General features: G+C 64.6%; 14 protein-coding genes and 1 tRNA gene. All 15 read right to left on the bottom strand.

Features of this window, described 5'->3' with window-relative positions:
• Positions 1–117 precede the first annotated feature (117 nt).
• Positions 118–2,949 carry a molybdopterin-dependent oxidoreductase gene (locus tag I1M21_RS07370; protein WP_195193060.1) on the bottom strand — a complete coding sequence of 944 codons (2,832 nt, stop codon included), beginning with the start codon at positions 2,947–2,949 and terminating at the stop codon, positions 118–120.
• Positions 2,949–3,851 (bottom strand): FAD binding domain-containing protein, encoded by a 903-nt coding sequence (locus tag I1M21_RS07365; protein WP_271763103.1) that lies wholly within the window; start codon positions 3,849–3,851, stop codon positions 2,949–2,951. Before I1M21_RS07365 ends, I1M21_RS07370 begins: the two co-directional genes overlap by 1 nt.
• Before the next feature lie 133 nt (positions 3,852–3,984).
• A complete protein-coding gene (gdhA, locus tag I1M21_RS07360) occupies positions 3,985–5,340 on the bottom strand; it encodes an NADP-specific glutamate dehydrogenase (protein WP_195193058.1) in 1,356 nt (451 codons plus the stop codon).
• 304 nt (positions 5,341–5,644) lie between these two features.
• Positions 5,645–6,040 carry a putative Se/S carrier protein gene (locus tag I1M21_RS07355; protein ID WP_195193057.1) on the bottom strand — a complete coding sequence of 132 codons (396 nt, stop codon included), beginning with the start codon at positions 6,038–6,040 and terminating at the stop codon, positions 5,645–5,647.
• A gap of 15 nt (positions 6,041–6,055) precedes the next feature.
• On the bottom strand, positions 6,056–6,688 hold the full coding sequence (gene mobA, locus I1M21_RS07350) for a molybdenum cofactor guanylyltransferase (protein ID WP_195193056.1): 633 nt from the start codon (positions 6,686–6,688) through the stop codon (positions 6,056–6,058).
• 154 nt (positions 6,689–6,842) lie between these two features.
• Positions 6,843–6,939, bottom strand: a tRNA-Sec gene (locus I1M21_RS07345).
• Positions 6,940–7,393: 454 nt separating this feature from the next.
• The gene (gene selB, locus I1M21_RS07340; RefSeq protein WP_195193055.1) at positions 7,394–9,361 is read right to left on the bottom strand and encodes a selenocysteine-specific translation elongation factor; all 1,968 of its coding nucleotides are present in this window, start codon (positions 9,359–9,361) and stop codon (positions 7,394–7,396) included.
• Positions 9,358–10,815, bottom strand: coding sequence for an L-seryl-tRNA(Sec) selenium transferase (gene selA, locus I1M21_RS07335; protein WP_195193054.1), 1,458 nt, complete (start codon positions 10,813–10,815; stop codon positions 9,358–9,360). The genes selB and selA overlap by 4 nt, the downstream gene beginning before the upstream one ends.
• Before the next feature lie 52 nt (positions 10,816–10,867).
• The gene (locus I1M21_RS07330) at positions 10,868–12,982 is read right to left on the bottom strand and encodes a molybdopterin-containing oxidoreductase family protein (protein ID WP_195193053.1); all 2,115 of its coding nucleotides are present in this window, start codon (positions 12,980–12,982) and stop codon (positions 10,868–10,870) included.
• A 122-nt stretch (positions 12,983–13,104) separates the two neighbouring features.
• Positions 13,105–13,944 (bottom strand): formate/nitrite transporter family protein, encoded by an 840-nt coding sequence (locus I1M21_RS07325; protein WP_195193052.1) that lies wholly within the window; start codon positions 13,942–13,944, stop codon positions 13,105–13,107.
• Positions 13,945–13,983: 39 nt separating this feature from the next.
• Complete coding sequence (hycI, locus tag I1M21_RS07320) at positions 13,984–14,487, bottom strand: hydrogenase maturation peptidase HycI (protein WP_195193051.1); 504 nt, start codon at positions 14,485–14,487, stop codon at positions 13,984–13,986.
• Positions 14,487–15,068 carry a formate hydrogenlyase maturation HycH family protein gene (locus I1M21_RS07315; protein ID WP_195193050.1) on the bottom strand — a complete coding sequence of 194 codons (582 nt, stop codon included), beginning with the start codon at positions 15,066–15,068 and terminating at the stop codon, positions 14,487–14,489. The genes hycI and I1M21_RS07315 overlap by 1 nt, the downstream gene beginning before the upstream one ends.
• Positions 15,069–15,851: an NADH-quinone oxidoreductase subunit B family protein gene (locus tag I1M21_RS07310; RefSeq protein ID WP_195193049.1), complete on the bottom strand. Its 783-nt coding sequence runs from the start codon at positions 15,849–15,851 to the stop codon at positions 15,069–15,071.
• Positions 15,852–15,853: 2 nt separating this feature from the next.
• The gene (locus tag I1M21_RS07305; RefSeq protein ID WP_124786290.1) at positions 15,854–16,570 is read right to left on the bottom strand and encodes a formate hydrogenlyase complex iron-sulfur subunit; all 717 of its coding nucleotides are present in this window, start codon (positions 16,568–16,570) and stop codon (positions 15,854–15,856) included.
• Position 16,571: 1 nt separating this feature from the next.
• Positions 16,572–18,344, bottom strand: a complete 1,773-nt coding sequence (locus I1M21_RS07300) for a hydrogenase large subunit (RefSeq protein WP_195193048.1) — start codon at positions 18,342–18,344, stop codon at positions 16,572–16,574.
• Position 18,345: the final 1 nt, after the last annotated feature.

Here is an 18,345-nt window from a genome sequence, read left to right as displayed (position 1 = left end):
TAGCAGATACGAACGGCAAGCGCACGCAGACCTTTTACAGGCTCACGACCTCACCACGAGTGCAAAAGGCGGGACGAGTTGCCCCGCCCCGCCCATTACGACTTGTTCGCTGACCCGCTACTCCCCCAGCAGGGCCTTCTCGGGCGTGATCGGCAGCGAGCGGACCTGGTGGCCGGTGGCGTGCGCCACGGCCGAGGCAACGGCGGCGAGCGGCGTGTTGATGACGACCTCGCCGATCGACTTGGCGCCAAACGGACCCGTCGGCTCGTAGCTCGGCTCAAAGGCCACGCGAATGCTGCCGATATCCAGGCGCGTGGGCAGCTTGTAGCTCATAAAGTTGCCGGTGCGCAGGCGGCCGCGGTCGTCATGCTCGACGATCTCGTAGAGCGCGTGACCGATGCCTTGGGCAATACCACCCTCGGCCTGGACGCGTGCGAGTGCCTCGTTGATAACGGTGCCGCAGTCCACAGCCGCGGCGTAGTCCACCACAGTCACCTTGCCGGTGGCCTTGTCGACCTCGACCTCGGCAATGCCGGCCATAAACGGCGGGGGCGAAACGGGCAGGCAGGCAGAGGCGTGCGAGGTGAGCGCGTCGCCGCCCGCGATGTTCTTGACGCACAGGTTAGCGAAGTCGCGCAGCGTGAGGTAGCGGTTCTGCTCGCGCGCGGCACGCTCGTCGGACAGGCGCACGTACTGGCCGTCAAAGACCACGTCGGCGCCGTCCACGTCCCACATCTGGGCCGCCTTGGCGCAGATCTTCTCACGCAGCTCGGTCGCGGCGTTCTTGGCTGCCAGACCTGTCACGTACGTGCCCGAGCTCGCGTACGAGCCGGCATCGAACGGCGACACGTCGGTGTCCACGCCGCGTACCACAATGAGCGAGCTCTCCACGCCCAGCTCCTCGGCAGCAATCTGCGCCAGGATCGTATCGACGCCCATGCCGTTGTCGGTGGCGCCGGTCGAAATCGTAATGAAGCCGTCCTCTTCCAGGCGCATGTCGATGCCGGCGATATCCACGTTGGAGATGCCCGAGCCCTGCATGGTGAGCGCGCAGCCCAGAGCACGCACGCGATCGCCCAGGTCGACGGCCAGCGGCTTGTCGCGCCAACCGATCATGTCCATCGCGCGCAGCAGGCAGCGGTCGAGCGCGCAGGCGTTGAGCTTCTCGTTGTAGTACTGCGGCATGATCTCGCCCTCGCGCACCATATTCTTGAGGCGCAAGTCGGCGGGGTCCATATGCAGCATGTCGGCGAGCTCGTTGACGGCGCTCTCCACGGCAAACTGGCCCTGGGTGGCACCGTAGCCGCGATACGCACCGCCGCGGTTGGTATTGGTGTAGACGGCATCCCAGCTAAAGCGGCTCGCCTTCACATGGTTGTAGATGGGCAGGCTCTTGTGGCCCGAGAGGCCAATCGTCGTGGTGGCGTGCTCGCCGTACGCGCCGGCGTTGGACAGCGTATGCAGGTCGATGGCCGTGATGGTGCCGTCGTTCATGGCGCCCAGCTTAACGGTCATCTGCATCTGGTGGCGCGAGTTGCCCGCGGTGATAGTCTCCTCGCGGGTGTAGCAGCAGTAGCTCGGACGGCCGGTCTGCTGGGTCACGAACGCCACGAAGATCTCGCAGCAACCCGTCTGCTTGGAGCCAAAGCCGCCGCCGATGCGCGGCTTAATGACTTGCACCTGCGACTGCGGAATGTCGAGCGACTGCGCGACCATGCGGCGCACGTGGAAGGGCACCTGCGTGGAGGTGGTCACCGAGATGCGGCCGAAGGCGTCGGTCGTCGCGAAGGCGCGGAAGGTTTCCATGGGCGCAGTCTGCGTGGCCTGGCTGGTGTAAGTGCGCTCAAATACGATGTCGCTCTGGGCGAAGGCCTCGTCCAGATCGCCATAATCGCTGGTACCGCTGCACACCAGGTTGCGAGCGACGTCGCCGCCCTGCGGGAACATAAAGGTCACGTCGCCCTCGGGGTGGACAACGATGTCGTTATCAAGTGCCTGGGTAAAGTCGAGCAGGGGCTCGAGTACCTCGTAGTCGACCTTGATGAGCTTGAGCGCCTTGTCGGCGGCCTCCTCGGTCTCGGCAGCGACGATCGCCACCTCCTCGTTTTGGTAGCGCACGAGATTCTCGAGGATCAGACGGTCGTAGGGACTCGGCTGCGGATAGCTCTGGCCGGCGATGGTAAAGCGGCGCTTGGGCACGTCCTCGTAGGTGTAGACGCCCACCACGCCAGGCACCTTCAGGGCGCGCGACGTATCGATGGAGCGGATCTTGGCGCGCGCATACGGGCTGCGCTTGAGTTTGACGATGAGCGCACCGGCGGGCACCATATCGCCGGTGTAGACGGGACGACCCTCGAGCAGCGCCTTCGAGTCCTTCTTGGGCTGCTTGTGAGTGATCTGCTTGTAGGAGACACCGTCGGAGCTGGTGTTATTGACCGGCAGCTCTGGCATCTCAAAGCCCACCTGCACGCCGGACTCGTTGAGGAAGCGCACGATGGCGCGCAGCTGGCTCTCGTAGCCGCTGCAACGGCACAGATTGCCGGCGAGCTGGCGCGAGAGCTCCTCGCGCGTGGCGACGAGGCTCGGGTCCTCCTTGGCGGCGCGGGCGAGCGCCAGCACGTTCATGATGAGGCCGGGGGCGCAAAAACCGCACTGCTCGGCGCCTTCGGCAGCCATTGCGCGGGCAAGCGCCTCGGACTCGGCCTTAAGGCCCTCGAGCGTGGTGATGGTGTGGCCCTCGACGCGCGCGGCGGGAACCGAGCAGCTCAACACCGGGTCGCCGTCGAGCCACACCGTGCACAGGCCGCAGTTAGTGGTCTCGCAGGCGCAGCGCACCGACGCGCAGCCCTGCTCGCGCAGCAGCGCAAAGAGCATGGTGTCGGGGGCAATCTGAACCTTGACCTTGCGGCCGTTGAGCGTAAAGGAAAGATCGATGAGTTTGGCAGCCATTAGCGCACCTCGCTAGAATCGACGCCGGGCACGCGGCGGCAGGAATACTCGTCCGTGGCAAACTTAGGGATCTGCACGCCCTCGAGCTCGCGAGCAAGCGCGGCAGAAAGCTCGATACCGGCGGCGCGGCGCACGGCCTGGACGGCAAGCGGGGCCGAGATGCGGCGGCGGTACTCGGCCGAGCCCCACAGGTTGGTGCCGTAGCTCAACGCGCGCACGGATGCGGCCAGGGCGCGAAGCTCGTCCTCGGAAGGCTGCTCGTTGGTAAGGCCGCATGCCTCGCCCTGCAGCAGGGTCGCGCGCAGCGGACGGGCACCCACGGTGACATGCCAGGAGCCGTCCCACCAGGAGGCGGTAACGTTCAGCGAGGGGAAGTCGGTCGCGGCCTTGCGCACGGCCTCGTAGCTCGCACGGTAATCGTGCTTGACGACCACAACATGCTCAATAACGTCGCGCACGTAGCCCATGTCAACGAACTCCGCGAGCGGCACGCGGCCGGCGCCCGTCAGCTCAACATAGGAATCGAGCGCGAGGAAGGCGGAGAACACGTCCGAGAAGCCAAAGCGACCATAGATGCTGCCGCCCACCGTGGCGGTGTTGCGCAGCTGCACGCCCACGATGTCGTGGACGGCGAACTCAAAGACATGGTTGACAAGCGCGTTGAGCCCGACATGGCGCTCGAGCTGGCGCAGGGTACACATGGCACCGATGCGAAACTCGGTCTCGGTCTCCTCGATCTGATCGAGTCCGCAGGCCGAAAGGTCAATCGCCGTCGCCACGCGACGCGAACCCAGGCGCATCCAAATGCCACCGCCCACAATCTTGTTGTTGCGGTTCTTCTGTAAGAGCTCATAGGCTTCGGCCGCGTTTCCAACACGGACGTAGGTACCGAACTTGAGCACGTTCTCCCCCATCTCTTCACTTGTCCAGTACCTCTAAGTGTACCAAACGAGAACGCACGACCCTCACCGCCATAGAAAAAGGCTCCCAGCCAAGATGACTGGGAGCCTTATCATATGCTATGTCAGGCAGGGTTTAGCAGACGCCCTGGGCGAGCATGGCGTCGGCGACCTTCAGGAAGCCGGCGATGTTGGCACCCATGACGAAGTTGCCCTCCTCGCCGTACTTCTTGGCGGTGTCGTCCACGTTGTGGAACATGCCGCGCATGAGCTGCTCGAGCTTGCCGTCGACCTCCTCGAAGGTCCAGGACAGGTGCTCGGCGTTCTGGCTCATCTCCAGGCCGGACACGAGCACGCCGCCGGCGTTGGCAGCCTTACCAGGCATAAAGGCAACGCCGTTCTCCTGGAAGTAAGTCGTGGCCTCGATGGTCGTGGGCATGTTCGCGCCCTCGCCGACCACCTTGCAGCCGTTGGCGACGAGCGCCTGGGCGTCATCGAGCAGCAGCGTGTTCTCGCGAGCGCAGGGCAGCGCGATGTCGCAGGGCAGCTGCCAAACGCCACGGCCGTCGCCCTCGTGCCACACGGCGTTGGGCTTCTCGTCAACGTACATGGCGAGCGTAACGCCCTTGTCGTGGCCGGAGCGCTTCTTGTTGTAGATGTGCTCGAGCACGGTGTAGTCGATGCCGTCGGGATCCTCGACCCAGCCGTGGGTATCGGAGCAGGCCAGCACCTTGCCGCCGAGCTGGGCGACCTTCTGGACCGCGTAGATGGCGACGTTACCGGAGCCGTGAACGACGACGTTCTTGCCCTCGAAGGACTCGCCGCGGCTCTTGAGGTACTCGTCCACAAAGTAGACCAGGCCGTAGCCGGTGGCCTCGGTACGGGCGAGCGAGCCGCCAAAGGAGAGGCCCTTGCCGGTAAGGACGCCGGTCCACTCGTTGGTCAGGCGCTTGTACTGACCGAACAGGTAGGCAACCTCGCGGCCGCCAACGCCCAGGTCGCCGGCGGGAACGTCGGTGTTGGGGCCAATGTGGCGATAGAGCTCGGTCATGAAGGACTGGCAGAAGTGCATGATCTCGTTGTTGGACTTGCCCTTGGGGTCAAAGTCGGAACCGCCCTTGCCGCCACCCATGGGAAGGGTGGTCAGGCTGTTCTTGAGGATCTGCTCCAGGCCCAGGAACTTGAGCATGCCCAGGGTGACCGTCGGGTTAAAGCGCAGGCCGCCCTTGTAGGGTCCGATGGCAGAGTTGAACTCGACGCGGTAGCCGCGGTTGACCTGGACCTTGCCCTGGTCGTCGACCCAGGGAACACGGAACATAACGATGCGCTCGGGCTCGACGAGGCGCTCAAGCAGGGCGGCCTCCTCGTACTCGGGATGGGCGTCGAGCGCCGGCTGGATGGTGCCGAGGATCTCGGTCGCGGCCTGGATGAACTCAGGCTGCTCGGGATAGCGGGCCTTGAGCTCGTCGAGAACTTTCTGCGTGTAGCTCATGCTTCCTCCAATTGGTGGAAAAGAAAGGTGTCGTTCGCGGCGCCCCATGCGCCGTGAGCTTTATCGAGTATGGATAATATCGCACTGTTGCAGCAAAGTTACGCATAAGCCAACGAGCGGATGTTTCGTTTTGATTACGATGCAGGTAGAAGCGTTTTTGAGCACCCGACGAACAAATCGCGTGTTTCGAAGCTGTTTCGTCCCCGTGGTCCAAACCACCACATTGGGGACAGGCACCTTTGTGGTGGTTTTAACGATGGAACCACCACAAAGGTGCCTGTCCCCAATGTGATGGTGTTGGTGGTTAGAGGACGAGCTGATGGTAGTCGGCGGGGGTTATGCGGCCTTCGGTGGCAGCACGGAAGGCGGCGAGCGCATCGCCCGAGAACGGCATGGCCCAGCACAGGCCGCAACCTGCGGTAATGGAACCGGGCAGCGGCATGATGCGCCCGGGCACGCCGGCATCCAGGCACAGCTGCTCGCATTCCATCACGTCGAAGGTGCTGTCAAACGACACGATAATCTTGCGCTCGTGGTCGAGGGCATCACCGGATGGGCCTTCGCGGTGTGCCTCACGATACGCCGCGGCGGCCGCCTCCTCTTCCGCAGTATGTCCACAGCCACCGCAACCGCAGGTACAGGGCTCGGAACCATCGCAAGTGCAAGGCTCCCCCGTGTCGGGACAAATATCGTGAGACATGGCAACTCCAATCGTCTAGGCGAGTAACTCGGCCGCCGCAAACTCCTCGGGCGTATTGACGTTTTCGAAGCAGAGCGTCGAGCTCGCGGCCTCAACGATTTGCGGCTCATCCATATAACCAGCCTGAACGCGATTGATCAGGCAGCGAATACGCTGGCGGTCGCAGGCGAGCAGCTCTTGGGCAACCGGCGCACACGCGTCACGGCGCCAGACGGCGCAAAGCGGCTCAATCCCCCGCTCCTCGCGCGGCACGCACACGTCGAGCGCCTCGGCCTCAACACGATCGGCAAGCGCGCCGATGAGTTCCGGCGAGACAAACGGCATATCGCAGGCGACGATCGCCACGAGCGGCAATCGGGCCGCGGCCAACGAACTCGCGATGCCGCGCATGGCACCCGCCGGCCCCTCAAGGTCCGACACTATTCGCGGCACCAGACCGCCAAACGCGCGCTGCTCAAGATAGACAAGCTCGCTGGGACGCGAAGTCGTCACGACTAACTCGCCGGCAACTGGAGCCAGCCGACCCAGCACGCGCTCGATGAGCGGCTCGCCGCAAAACGCCATGCGTGCCTTGTCACAGCCCATGCGCGAGGACATCCCGCCCGCCTGGACGACACAAGAAAGATCGGCCCGTCTTACGGTAGTCATACGGCAAACCACCCCCATCGGCATGCTCAAAACCCGGTGCACGAAGCTAAATACCGCCGCCGAAATAGCGGCACTACGAAAAGCTCGTGCAAAAACAAAACAGCGCCTTTGCGGCACGCAGCAAGACCGCGAGCACAAAAGCGCTGGTAGCGTATGGCGGGAACGTATGTGAATCGAACACATCCAAGACGTTTTGCACGCCTCGCAACGGTTTTGAGGACCGCGGAGCCCACCGGAGCCCATCCGTTCCCAAGTGCGGTCGTATTTTACCAAACTAGCAGGGTAGTCTTTTTGGGACGGGGCTTTTTTAGCTGCCCCATCCGGAGCCCTCAAAGCTTAAAACATATTTGACATAGGGTAGCTAAAAAAGCCCCGTCCCAAAAAGACTACCCCAGTGTCGTGCCACGAAAACGGGGCATCTACTACGTTTGACCGGCATGGGTCGACCATACCCGCGTTTTTAGAAAATCGGCAAGCCGTCTACCTGCGGTTTTAATTTCGTGAATTTCGGAATGGTTGAGGATAGTCGGCTGAACGTAGTAGATAGGCCCCTTTCGTGGCGACCAGCCCGATTCAAGGCTCAAGGTGGCCAGCTTCAGCTGGCCACCCTCAAAGTTGCGGTGGAATAGTTCCTGGAAGAGGCATCTCAACCGGAAAACAGGAACTATTCCACCGCAACCGAGGAGGTGGGGCGGGGTGGCCGATCTAGCGCAGGGACCTCAGGCCGCCGGCCTCCTTGTCGAGCACCGTAAAGCGTACGGCGTCCAGATGCTCCAAGATGCTGATGGCGCGTTTGCGCGACACGCCCAGGGCCTCGCGCAGCACGCTCGTGGTGGCAGCGCCGCCGGCTGCCTCAATGGCGGCGGCGACGAGCTCACGCGCATGGGCCTCGGCGGCAGCGGACAGGGCAACGTCGCGCTCGACCTTAACGATCGAGCGGTTGAGCGAAAGCTCGCGCAGGGCACGCGTCATGGTGTCGCGGCCGAGCTGCAGCTGTTCACCCACCTCGGGAAGCACCGGTGCGTCCAGGCCGGCCTCGTCAAGCAGCGCGACAATCCGCTCGCAAGCCTCTCGCACCACACGCGCAGCGGCGGCTGCGGAGTGTGGGTCGAACACCTCGGCGCCTTCGGCAGCACAAACGCCGCGCGAGCAGCCCTCGGCAATCAAGGCCGCGGCAACGGCATCGTCGGCAGCAGGCCAGGCAGCATGGGCAACGGCACCGGGCGTAAAGCCCGTCTCCTTGGGAGCCGCCGCGTGCATGGCCGACAGGGTCGTCGCCAAGGCATCCATCGCGGCGTCGAGCGCGGCGGTACTCGTGTACAGCGCCACGTCGCCCGCGGTAAGCTCACACACCGTGCCCTGGCCCACCAGCGCGCGCAGCGCAGCGTCAACATCTCCGGCAGCCATATCCAGCGCCACAGCAACATCGGCAGCCGCAACCGGCAGCGCCTGCAGCGCCAGCCACGCGTCCACCGCGCCCGCAACATCCCCGGCCTCGAGAGCCATATACAGCGCGCGCTCCCCCGCAGAGAGCTCGCGTGAACGACGGCAACGCGACAGCAGCACGCGACCGCCGCCAATGAGCATGACCGGCGAATACGACAGCACCACGGCATGGTCGCCGGCGCGCAGCGGCAGCGGGTCCTCAAGACGCACCTGAACGGTACGCGACTCGCCCACCGCCACAGGTGCCTCGCCCTCCATGAGCATAATGCGGCCGACAACCTCGGCCGTACCCGCCATCACGTGCACGCGCGCGCCCGACTCGAGCACGCGCGGCTTGGCGCCCTCACGGCCCAGGTAGGTCAATGTCATCATAAAGCGCAGCGTCTGGCCAAAACGGCCTTCCACACCGAGCATCTCGCCGCGATCGAGCGAAGCGACACCGTCGCCCACCAGGTTGAGTGCCACGCGCTGACCGGGCAACGCCCGCTGCGTGTCACCATGAACCTGAATCCCGCGCACACGACAGATCGTGCGCGACGGCAGCGCGACCAGCTCATCGCCCACCGCAACCGGCGCGTCGTGCAGCGTACCCGTCACGACGGTGCCGGCACCCTTGATCGTAAAACAGCGGTCGATGGGCAGGCGCGGCGCAGCGTCGGTTCGCTCGGCGCGATCGCGACAGGCAGCCCAACAGGCGTCCACGCACTCGTCGAGCGCTGCCAGCAGCGCATCAATCCCCTCGCCCGTCTTTGACGACACGGGAACGATCGGCGCGCCCGCAAACACAGTGCCCGACAAAAAGTCATCAACATCGAGCTCGGCAAGCTCGGTCATCTCGGCATCAGCCAGGTCGCACATCGTCAGCGCGACCACCATGTGCGTGACGCCCAACAGCTCCAGCACATGTACGTGCTCGCGGGTCTGCGGCATCACACCCTCGACGGCCGAGACCACCAGCACGGCTACATCGATGCCCGTGGCGCCCTGCACCATGGCACGCAAGTAATGCGCGTGGCCCGGCACGTCGACCAGGCCGACGATCTTGCCGCTCGGCAGGGCCAACTCGCCAAAGCCGAGCTCAACGGTCATACCGCGGCAACGCTCGACCTCCAAGCGGTCGGGATTCTTGCCGGTCAACGCCTCAATCAGCGCCGACTTACCGTGGTCGACGTGGCCCGCCGTTCCAACGATAACAGGGCATTCCACCAACGCTTCGACCCCACTCATCGGCGCGCCGCCTTGGCAACGCACGCGGAAAGCGTCGACGCCGCCGTCTCGATATCGCGGTCGCCCACGAGCGTGCGGACGTCAAACAGAATGCGATCGTGCGAGGTGCGCGTGACGACCGGCGTATCGAAGTCCTGAACGAGCGAGCGCTTGAGCGCGTCGACCGTCAGGTGCTCGTCAACAAGGCGTACGGCAACGCACATCGTCGGCAGCTCGACGGTAGGCAGCGAACCGCCGCCGGGAGTCGACGCCTCCTCAACGATCTCCAGCTCAACAGCACACGGGCAGCCGGCCTTATCGAGCCCCGCCGCCATAAGATCGCGCAACTTGCGCGCACGACGCTCCAGGTGAGCCTGAGGAAGCGTAAGCATGCTGAGGACCGGAATGTCGCGATGGGCCACATCGGCACCGTCCATGTAGATGCGCAGCGTGGCCTCGAGGGCCGCCAGTGCGAGCTTGCCCGGACGCAGGGCACGCATAAGCGGATGCGACCCGCAGGCCTGGACCAGATCGCGACGGCCCATGATGATGCCCGCCTGTGCTGCACCCAGTAGCTTGTCGCCAGAGCACGACACGATGTCGAGCCCCGCCGAAACCGAAGCCGGCGTGGTCTCCTCCCCGCCACGGACCAGGATGTCATCGGGCAGGAGCGCGCCCGACCCCTGGTCCTCGTAGAACAGTAGACCATGCTTGTGAGCAAGCGCCGCAAGCTCCCGAGAACCTACCTCCTCGTGGAAACCCTCGATACGGTAGTTGGAAGGATGGACCTTGAGGATCATGGCCGTATCGGGCGTGATGGCGCGCTCGTAGTCGCTCAAGTGCGTGCGGTTGGTGGCTCCGACCTCGACGAGCTTGGCGCCCGAGGCCTCCATAACATCGGGGATACGGAAGCTGCCGCCGATCTCGACAAGCTCGCCGCGGCTCACGATAACCTCTTTGCCCGCAGCGTGAGTGGCCAGCACCAGCAACACCGCGGCGGCGTTATTGTTGACGACCAGCGCATCCTCGGCACCGGTGAGCGAGCGAATCAACTGTGCGGCGTGCTCCTTGCGCGACCCGCGCGAACAGGTGTCCACGTCGTACTCGAGTGTGCTGTACCCGCGCGCGACCTCCGCCACGGCCTTGGCGGCCGACTCCGCGAGCGGGGCGCGGCCCAGGTTGGTATGGATGACCACACCCGTGGCGTTAACGGCGGGACGCAGGCTCGGCAGCGCAGAACGATGCGCACGGAATTCGATAGCCGACGCCAGCTCGCGTTTTGAGCGTGGGGCGGCGCCGGCGCGAATGGCGGCGCGCTCCTCGTCGAGCTCGGCCGTGACGGCGGCATGCACCACCGCGTCGCAGGTCTCCCCCGCCGCCTTCACCACCGGCCACTCGACGAGCAGCTCGTTGACGGAGGGAATAGCGCGCAGACAGGCGCGCACCTCATCGGAAATGTTCTGGCTATCGCTCATGTACGGCCTTTCAAAACAAACGTAAATCAGTCGAACGCATCGGCTGAGTCAATTACTCGTCATTATCCCCGCGCGCAGCAATCTTTTCCACGAGAACGGCGTTTTCCTGGGTGAGCGCGGCGCCCGTAATGGGGTCCCAGCGCAGCGGCGTGTGGTCGAGCGGGCCGACGCCAAGTGCCTGGGCGCCATCCGCGCCAGCGCCAAACGAACGCCCGCCCGGAGCCGCCGACGTAAAGATGCACGCCGGATGCAGATAGGGCGTGGTCTCCACGCGTACGCGGTCGCGGCCCATGTCGCTCACCAGCTCGACGACCTCGCCGTTGGCGATACCCATGCGCTCGGCGACATCGGCATTCATCTGCACGGCGTCCAAGTCGGAACCTGCCTCGGCAGCACCCGCCGCAGCAAGTCTGCGCGAAGTGTGCGACTCAAAGGGCCGGTTGCCGCTAATGAGGCGAAACATCCCCAGCCCCGGCTCCACCATGGGCGCAATCCAGCCAGGCACACGACCCAAGCCGGCGCGCTCCCATACGTCGTTTGCCAGCGCAATCTTGCCGCCGTCGAGCGGAACCACCGGCTTGCCCGTACGCGACGGCAGCGGCACGCCCGTGTCTGCCCAACCGCGCTCCTTGAGCGCAGTGAGGTCGATCCCAAACGGAGCCACCTGGGCAGCCGCCAAGTCGTCAGGCGTAAAGTCAAAATACTCGCCCACGCCGCAGGCAGCAGCCAGGCCGGCAAAGATCTCCCGGCCGGGACGCGTATCGTCATGCAAGACCGGCAGCACGGCGCTGCGGTAGAACACGCGCGCATCGTTGCGGCCCACGACCGTACCCACGCCGCGGTCGGCCTCCAGATACGTCACGTCAGGCAGCACATAGTCAGACGCACGCGCCGTCTCAGACCAGCGAATATCGATCGTCACGAGCAGGTCGAGCTGCTGCAAGATGCCAAGCCACGCATCGGCGTTGCCGTAACCCGCACCAGGGTTGCTGGCATAGACGATGAGCCCACGCAGGTCGCCGGCGAGGATCGATTGGCCGATGGTCGTGCACAGGCCGCGCACCGGATCGACGAGCGGATAGCGCTCGGAGCCCAACTTGGGCTCACGCGGCACCGTCGGCGTCGCAAAGCGTGCGGGATCGAGGTCGCCCAACACAAGCGGCGTGGGCGGGTTGAGCGCACCGCCCACATGCCCCAGGCAGCCCAACAGCACATCAACCAGGCAGATAGCGCGCGCCGTCTGGGTGCTGTTGGCATACGCAATGCCAATGCCACCGTGAAAGCCCGCGTCGACAACGGCGGCAGGCGCCGCAGCAGCCAGGTCGCGCGCCGTCGCGCGGATGTCATCTGCCGGCACGTCGCACATGGACTCGGCCCACTCGGGCGTCCAGGCACGGGCCGCCTGCGCCAACTCGTCAAAGCCAGTGGTATAGCGGTCCACGAACTCGTGGTCGTACAGGCCCTCGGCAATCATCACGTGGGCAATACCCAACAGCAACGCCAAGTCGCAGCCCGGGCGCACGCGCAGCCAGCGGTCGGCAAGCGCGGCCGAGCCGCTGCGCCGCGGGTCCACCACAATGATCTTGGCCCCGCGCCGACGCGCATCGTTGAGCGCATCGACTGCACCCGTCGTCGACGAATCCACGATGGAGCGCCCCAGGTACATGATGCAATCGGTGTGGGCCAGGTCGGACGCCGGGCTGTAGCCCAGGCTGTGCTCCCAGCCGGTCAGGCGGCTCACCTCGCAGGCGCCGTCGGCACCGTACACGTTGGGCGAACCCAGCGCATGCATAAAACGATACGCCCAGTAGCGGTCGAACGAGGGCACGCCGAGTGTCATGCCCAGCGCGCGCGGACCATGCCCGTCAACAACCCCCAAAAGGCGCTCGGCAATCTGAGCAAACGCCTCGTCCCAGGAAATCGCATCGAACCCCGAGCCATCCTGGCGACGTCGCATGGGGTGCACGATGCGGTCGCGCTCGTCAAACGGCATAGACAGGCGATGCCGACCGCGGGCGCACAGGGCACGCGCCGCGCACGGATGTCCCGGCACCGGCAGCTCGGCCACCACGCGACCGTCCTCAACGCGTGCCGCAAAGGCGCAATCGGCATAGCATCCCCCGCATGTGGTCACCACGGCGCCGTCACGCTTCACAGCAGATGCCATCTCGATTACCCCTTTCACAAGCCAAACACAACGGGCCAACAGCCCGGCAACGAGCCCCAGACCCAAAAAGCCTCCCGCACGGCAACGCCCCGCGGGAGGCCCAACGTCAAACAGACGGTACCTTACGCCTCGGACTTCTTGGCGTAGATAAACCAGTAGCCGAGCGCGATCAGAACCGCGCCGCCCACGATGTTGCCCAGCGTGGCGGCGGATAGGTTAAACGCAATGCCCGCGGCGTTGAGTGCATCGGCCCCGGCGACCTCGGCACCATAACCGCATGCATGCATCACGGCACCCATGGGCAAAAAGTACATGTTGGCAACGCAGTGCTCAAAACCGCAGGCCACAAAGGCTGCGATGGGCAGCAGAATGCCAACGACCTTATCGACCACGGTCTTGCCGGCAGTACCGATCCACACGGCCAGGCACACAAAGATGTTGCATAGGATGCCGCGGAAGAAGATCGTCACCCAGTCGACCGTCACCTTGCCGGCGGCGACGCTCACCATGGAATTGGCGACCGCCTCGCCGTTGAGCTTGTAAATGCCAGCCATGTACACCAAAAAGACGATGAACAGGGCACCAGCAAGGTTACCAAGCCACACGACGACCCAAGCCTTGAGCATCTGGACCAGGGTGATCTTTTTGCTCTTGAGCGCGCAGACCATAAGCGAATTACCGGTGAACAGCTCGGCGCCGCACACCAGCACGAGCACCAGGCCCAGGCAAAAGCACAGGCCGCCCACGACGCGCTGGGCACCCCAGCCCAGCGTGCTGTCGCTCAAAAACACCGTAAAGAACAGGCCGCCGAAGGCGATAAACGCACCGGCGAACATTGCCAACAGAAAGGCCTTAGCGACCGGCAGGTTAGCCTTGGTCACGCCGGCGGTCTCGGTCTTGGCCTCGATCGCGGCGGGCGCCAGGCAATCGGGAGCGGGGTACTCCACCTTGGAATCTGCCATGTCAATCACTTCTTTCCTAATCAGCAGGGACAAGCGCTCCTATAGCTCCTGCCCCAAGCGGACAAAGTGGGAAAAGTCGTTGGCGGCCACGGCGTCATACACGGCGTCGACGGCGTCAAAGACTTCCGGGGACATGGGGTTGTAGAACTCCGTGTCGCCCGGCTGAATCCCAACGAAGACGATATCATCACACGATTGTTCGATTTCCTCGATCAGAATCGACAAAGGAAGCGAATGCGTGGTAAACATCGACTTGCGGGCCACATCGCGTTTGTCGAGCAGGCGGATGGCGCCGACGGGCAGCGCCATGTCGGCGGCATCGACCAACACCAGGCGCGGCGGACGCTCGCGCTTGACCTCGATGATGTCGTCCTCGGGCGTTTGCCCACCGTCGATGGTGTACCAACCGGCGATGGGCGTGTCCTCCATCTTTTTGGAGAGCACGGGGCCGGCGGCATCGTCGGCGCGCAGCACGCTTCCCGCCGTGAGCACGATACCCGCAAACGGGGCGCCGTTCACACGACCATCTACAACGCGACCCATTACTGCAACCTTCCCGTCAGATACACGCCCGACACATCGCGCACGCGCTCAACCAGATCGCGAAACTTCATTAAGAACGCAACCTGCTGGGCATGCAGGCCAAAGTCGTCATCGAACACCGAGATGCCGGCCTTGGCCGAACCGCGAAAACCACGATCGTCGAGCAGCGTGTCGCAGGCCTCGAGCAACGACGGCACCGCCGCCTTGTCGAGCTGGCACTCGCCAAAGGAGCGGATGGCCTCGAACTTGGTCTTGGCCTCCCCCTCCGGCAGCGCGTCGACGAGCGAATAGAACACGTTCACCGGCACCGACAGGCGCGGCTCAAAGCAGTCGAGCACGCCGGTGTGGTGGCCCACGGCGAGCGTGTAGTACAGCACGTCGCAGGCCTCCTGGGGAACGTCTTCCTCGGTCTCCACAAACTTACGCGTGAGCTCATAGAAGACCACCTGGTCGGGCGTATGGCCCAGGCAGGGGTCGGCGACGCCCTCGGCGGCCTCGTCGCTTGCGCGCGAGGCATCGCCAAAAGAGCCGCCGAGCATGCCGGGGCCCGCAAAGTAACCAGAGCGGTCCGTGAGCTCCATCTAGCGACCTCCGGCCAGCACCAGATCCTGTAACGCCGAGTACACCTCAACGCGGCGAGGATCATCCTGCTTGTCGATGAGCAGCGCCATGGCACCGCGGATATCGCCCTTGGGCGCGCCCTCGAGCGTATCCATAAACTCGTTGGCCAAGTCGCGGCCGTAACGGTAGCCGCTCATGGCGCGAGCTTCGCGCTCAATGGCAACGCGCAGCTTGTACGGCACGCCGGGGTGCAGGATATCGGCCTGCTCGCCGGCGGCCTCCACCGTGGTCTCGGCATGGAGCTTTTGGTCCAGCAGGCCAAGTGCCATGGCAAAGCCGTAGACGGTCTGCGCGGGGCTGGGCGGGCAGCCGGGGATGTAGACATCGACCGGCAAGATCTTGTCCGTGCCGCCCCAGACGCAGTAGTTGTCGTAGAAGATGCCGCCGGTGCAGCCGCACGCGCCATAGGACACCACGATCTTGGGATCGGGTGCGGCCTCAAAGGCGCGCAGGGCCGGCATGCGCATGGCACGCGTCACGGCACCGGTGTACAGCAACACATCGGCGTGACGGGGCGAGGGCACGACCTTGATGCCAAAGCGCTCGACGTCGAAGACGGGCGTGATGGAACCGAAGATCTCGATCTCGCAGCCGTTGCAGCCGCCGCAGTCGACACGGTAGACGTACACCGAGCGCTTGATCTTCTTAAGAAGGGTCTCCTTGGCCTTCTCGATGCTCTCGTCGAGCTCGATCTTGGTCGGGCGGTACTGAAGCCGCTCGGGCAAAAGCGTGGGTTCGGCCATGGTTACTCCTCCTTCGTATCAAAATCCATGATGATGCCCTCGACCGGCGCCGGACCGGCGGGAATCTCGGGCGCATCGGGGTTGAGCTCGCGGTCGATATACTCCGGGTTCACGCCGTGGCCGCCCAGATACTCCATGCCGGGGCCCTGGGGCTCGCCGGACGCAAGCGTCTCGTTGGCAGCCATGCCGGCAGCGTTGCCGGTCTTTACGGCCGAGGCGGCGCGCAGGGCGTCGAGCTCGCGCTTGCACTCCTGGCACATACCGACGGTACGGGCAGCCTGCTCGGCCTCCATGCCGCCGGCCTTTTGCAGCAGGCGCTTGGCGTAGTCGATCTCCTTGTGCGGGGCAAACGGCTTGCCGCAGCGCGAGCAATGCTCGAGCGTGTAGACGCTCTTGCTGGTGAGGTCGTCCTTGCTCATGACGGCCAGCTCAAACTCCTCGGTGAGCTTGATGGCCTCCATGGGGCAGGCTTCCTCGCAACGGCCGCAAAAGATGCAGCGGCCGTAGTCGATCGACCAGGTAATGGTATCGGCCGCAAGGTCGGTGTCCATGCGAATGGCATCGGCCGGGCATGCCACGCCGCAGGCACCGCAGGCGATGCAGAGCTCGGCATTGTGCTCGGGCTTGCCGCGCATGTCCTTGTTGGTGGGGAACGGCGCAAACGGGTACTTGACTGTCGCGTCGCCGGCCTTGGCGTTAACCTTCCAAAGCTTCAGCATTTTAGAGCGCCTCCTCATCGAGCGGGGCGGCCATGGTGCCCTCGCCCGCGAGCGGCGACTTGTCGCGCCAGACGTTCTCGAACTGCTCCTTGTCGAGCACGTGGTCGCGCTTGGCGGCGACATCGGTCACCGTCACGCGATCGGTGCAGGAGTAGCACGGGTCGAGCGAGCCGACGATCAGCGCTGCATCGCCCACGGTGTTGCCGCGGAACATGTAGCGCAGGACCGGCCAGTTGCTGTACGTGGCGGCCTTGGCGCGCCAGCGGTAGCACTTCTGGTTATTGCCGAGCATGGCCCAGTGCACGTCCTCGCCGCGCGGCGCCTCGGTGGCGCCGATGGCGTACTTGTGCGGGGTGTACTCCCAATCCGTGGTGAGGATGGGGCCCGACGGGCAGTTCTCGAGCATGGTCTCGATCATATCGATCGAATCGTAGACCTCCTGGATGCGGACGGCGGTGCGGCCGAAGGCGTCGCAGGTGTCGGCCGTAGCGGCGTGCATCTTTTGGACATCCGGATCGGCGTAGCCGTCGAAGGGATGGTCAAAGCGCACGTCGCGGGCATAGCCCGAGCCACGCATGAGCGGGCCGACCGGCGAGAAGTCGCGGGCGATCTTGCGGTCCAGGATGCCGATGCCGCTCGTACGCTCGATAAAGTTGGGCGTGGAGAGCAGCACGTCGACGAGTTCCTGAACCTCGGAGCGCAGCTGGTGGATGGTCGTTAGCGTGGAGAGCTTCTGCTCGGCCAAAATGTCGCGACGCACGCCGCCGATCACGTTGAGGCCGTAGGTCTTGCGGTGACCGGAGAGCTTCTCGGCCAGGTCCATGGACTTCTCGCGGACGCGGAAGAACTGTTGGAAGCCGGAGTCGAAGCCCGTGTAGTGCGACGCCAGGCCAATGTTGAGCAGATGCGAGTGCAGGCGCTCGACCTCGAGCATGATGGCGCGGATGTACTGGGCGCGCGGCGGGACATGAATGCCCTGGGCGCGCTCGACGGCCTCGGCATAGGCCACCGAGTGGGCGCAGCCGCAGATGCCGCAGATGCGGTCGGCGAGGAACGTCACGGCGTCATAGTTCAGACGCGTCTCGGCGACCTTCTCCATGCCGCGGTGCACGTAGAACAGACGGTAGTCGGCGTCGACGATCGTCTCGCCCTCGACGAACAGGCGGAAGTGGCCGGGCTCGTCGGAGGTAATGTGCAGCGGGCCCATGGGGACGAGCGTGGTCTCCTTGCCCTTGGTATCGGCCAAGAACTCGTAGTTTTCCATGTCGCTCGCGGGAGCGGGACGGAAGCGGTAGTCCATGGAGTCCTTGCGCAGCGGATACAGGCCGCTGGGCCAATCGTCGGGCAGCACCAGGCGACGACGATCGGGCAGACCCTCGGGGATCAGGCCGAACATGTCGCGCAGCTCGCGCTCGCCCCACACGCAGGCGGGGACGAACGGCGTCACGGACGGGAACGTCATCTTGGCGGGATCAACCTCGGTGCGCACGGTCACCCAGCCGGGATCCTCCCCCTCCATGGAGATGACGTAGTACACGGCGTAACGGCCGCACAGGCTGCGCTCATCGTTGCCGATGATCACGGGAATCCAGCCGTAGCGCTCGTAATACAGGTAGTGGACGGCCTCGGGCAGCTTGTCCTGCTTGACGGTAATCGTCAGCTGGTCCTCGCACTGCCACTCGACCTTCTCGATGCAGCCCGGAACGGCGTGGCGCAGGGCCTCGACATGGCTCTCGCAGCGGCGGGCATACACCTTGTTCTCAGTTTCAATCATT

Origin of the sequence: Collinsella aerofaciens (assembly GCF_015546965.1) — a bacterium.
Classification (GTDB): domain Bacteria; phylum Actinomycetota; class Coriobacteriia; order Coriobacteriales; family Coriobacteriaceae; genus Collinsella; species Collinsella aerofaciens_X.
The sequence above is the reverse complement of the archived record's forward strand: the minus strand, read 5'-3'. Positions and strand labels throughout refer to the sequence as shown.

Bases quoted from the DNA above. Each gene is read 5' to 3' on its own strand.
- I1M21_RS07370 (WP_195193060.1), bottom strand. From the start codon at position 2,949: ATGGCTGCCAAACTCATCGATCTTTCCTTTACGCTCAACGGCCGCAAG.
- gdhA (WP_195193058.1), bottom strand. From the start codon at position 5,340: ATGAGCTACACGCAGAAAGTTCTCGACGAGCTCAAGGCCCGCTATCCC.
- I1M21_RS07355 (WP_195193057.1), bottom strand. From the start codon at position 6,040: ATGTCTCACGATATTTGTCCCGACACGGGGGAGCCTTGCACTTGCGAT.
- mobA (WP_195193056.1), bottom strand. From the start codon at position 6,688: ATGACTACCGTAAGACGGGCCGATCTTTCTTGTGTCGTCCAGGCGGGC.
- selB (WP_195193055.1), bottom strand. From the start codon at position 9,361: ATGAGTGGGGTCGAAGCGTTGGTGGAATGCCCTGTTATCGTTGGAACG.
- selA (WP_195193054.1), bottom strand. From the start codon at position 10,815: ATGAGCGATAGCCAGAACATTTCCGATGAGGTGCGCGCCTGTCTGCGC.
- I1M21_RS07330 (WP_195193053.1), bottom strand. From the start codon at position 12,982: ATGGCATCTGCTGTGAAGCGTGACGGCGCCGTGGTGACCACATGCGGG.
- I1M21_RS07325 (WP_195193052.1), bottom strand. From the start codon at position 13,944: ATGGCAGATTCCAAGGTGGAGTACCCCGCTCCCGATTGCCTGGCGCCC.
- hycI (WP_195193051.1), bottom strand. From the start codon at position 14,487: ATGGGTCGCGTTGTAGATGGTCGTGTGAACGGCGCCCCGTTTGCGGGT.
- I1M21_RS07315 (WP_195193050.1), bottom strand. From the start codon at position 15,068: ATGGAGCTCACGGACCGCTCTGGTTACTTTGCGGGCCCCGGCATGCTC.
- I1M21_RS07310 (WP_195193049.1), bottom strand. From the start codon at position 15,851: ATGGCCGAACCCACGCTTTTGCCCGAGCGGCTTCAGTACCGCCCGACC.
- I1M21_RS07305 (WP_124786290.1), bottom strand. From the start codon at position 16,570: ATGCTGAAGCTTTGGAAGGTTAACGCCAAGGCCGGCGACGCGACAGTC.
- I1M21_RS07300 (WP_195193048.1), bottom strand. From the start codon at position 18,344: ATGATTGAAACTGAGAACAAGGTGTATGCCCGCCGCTGCGAGAGCCAT.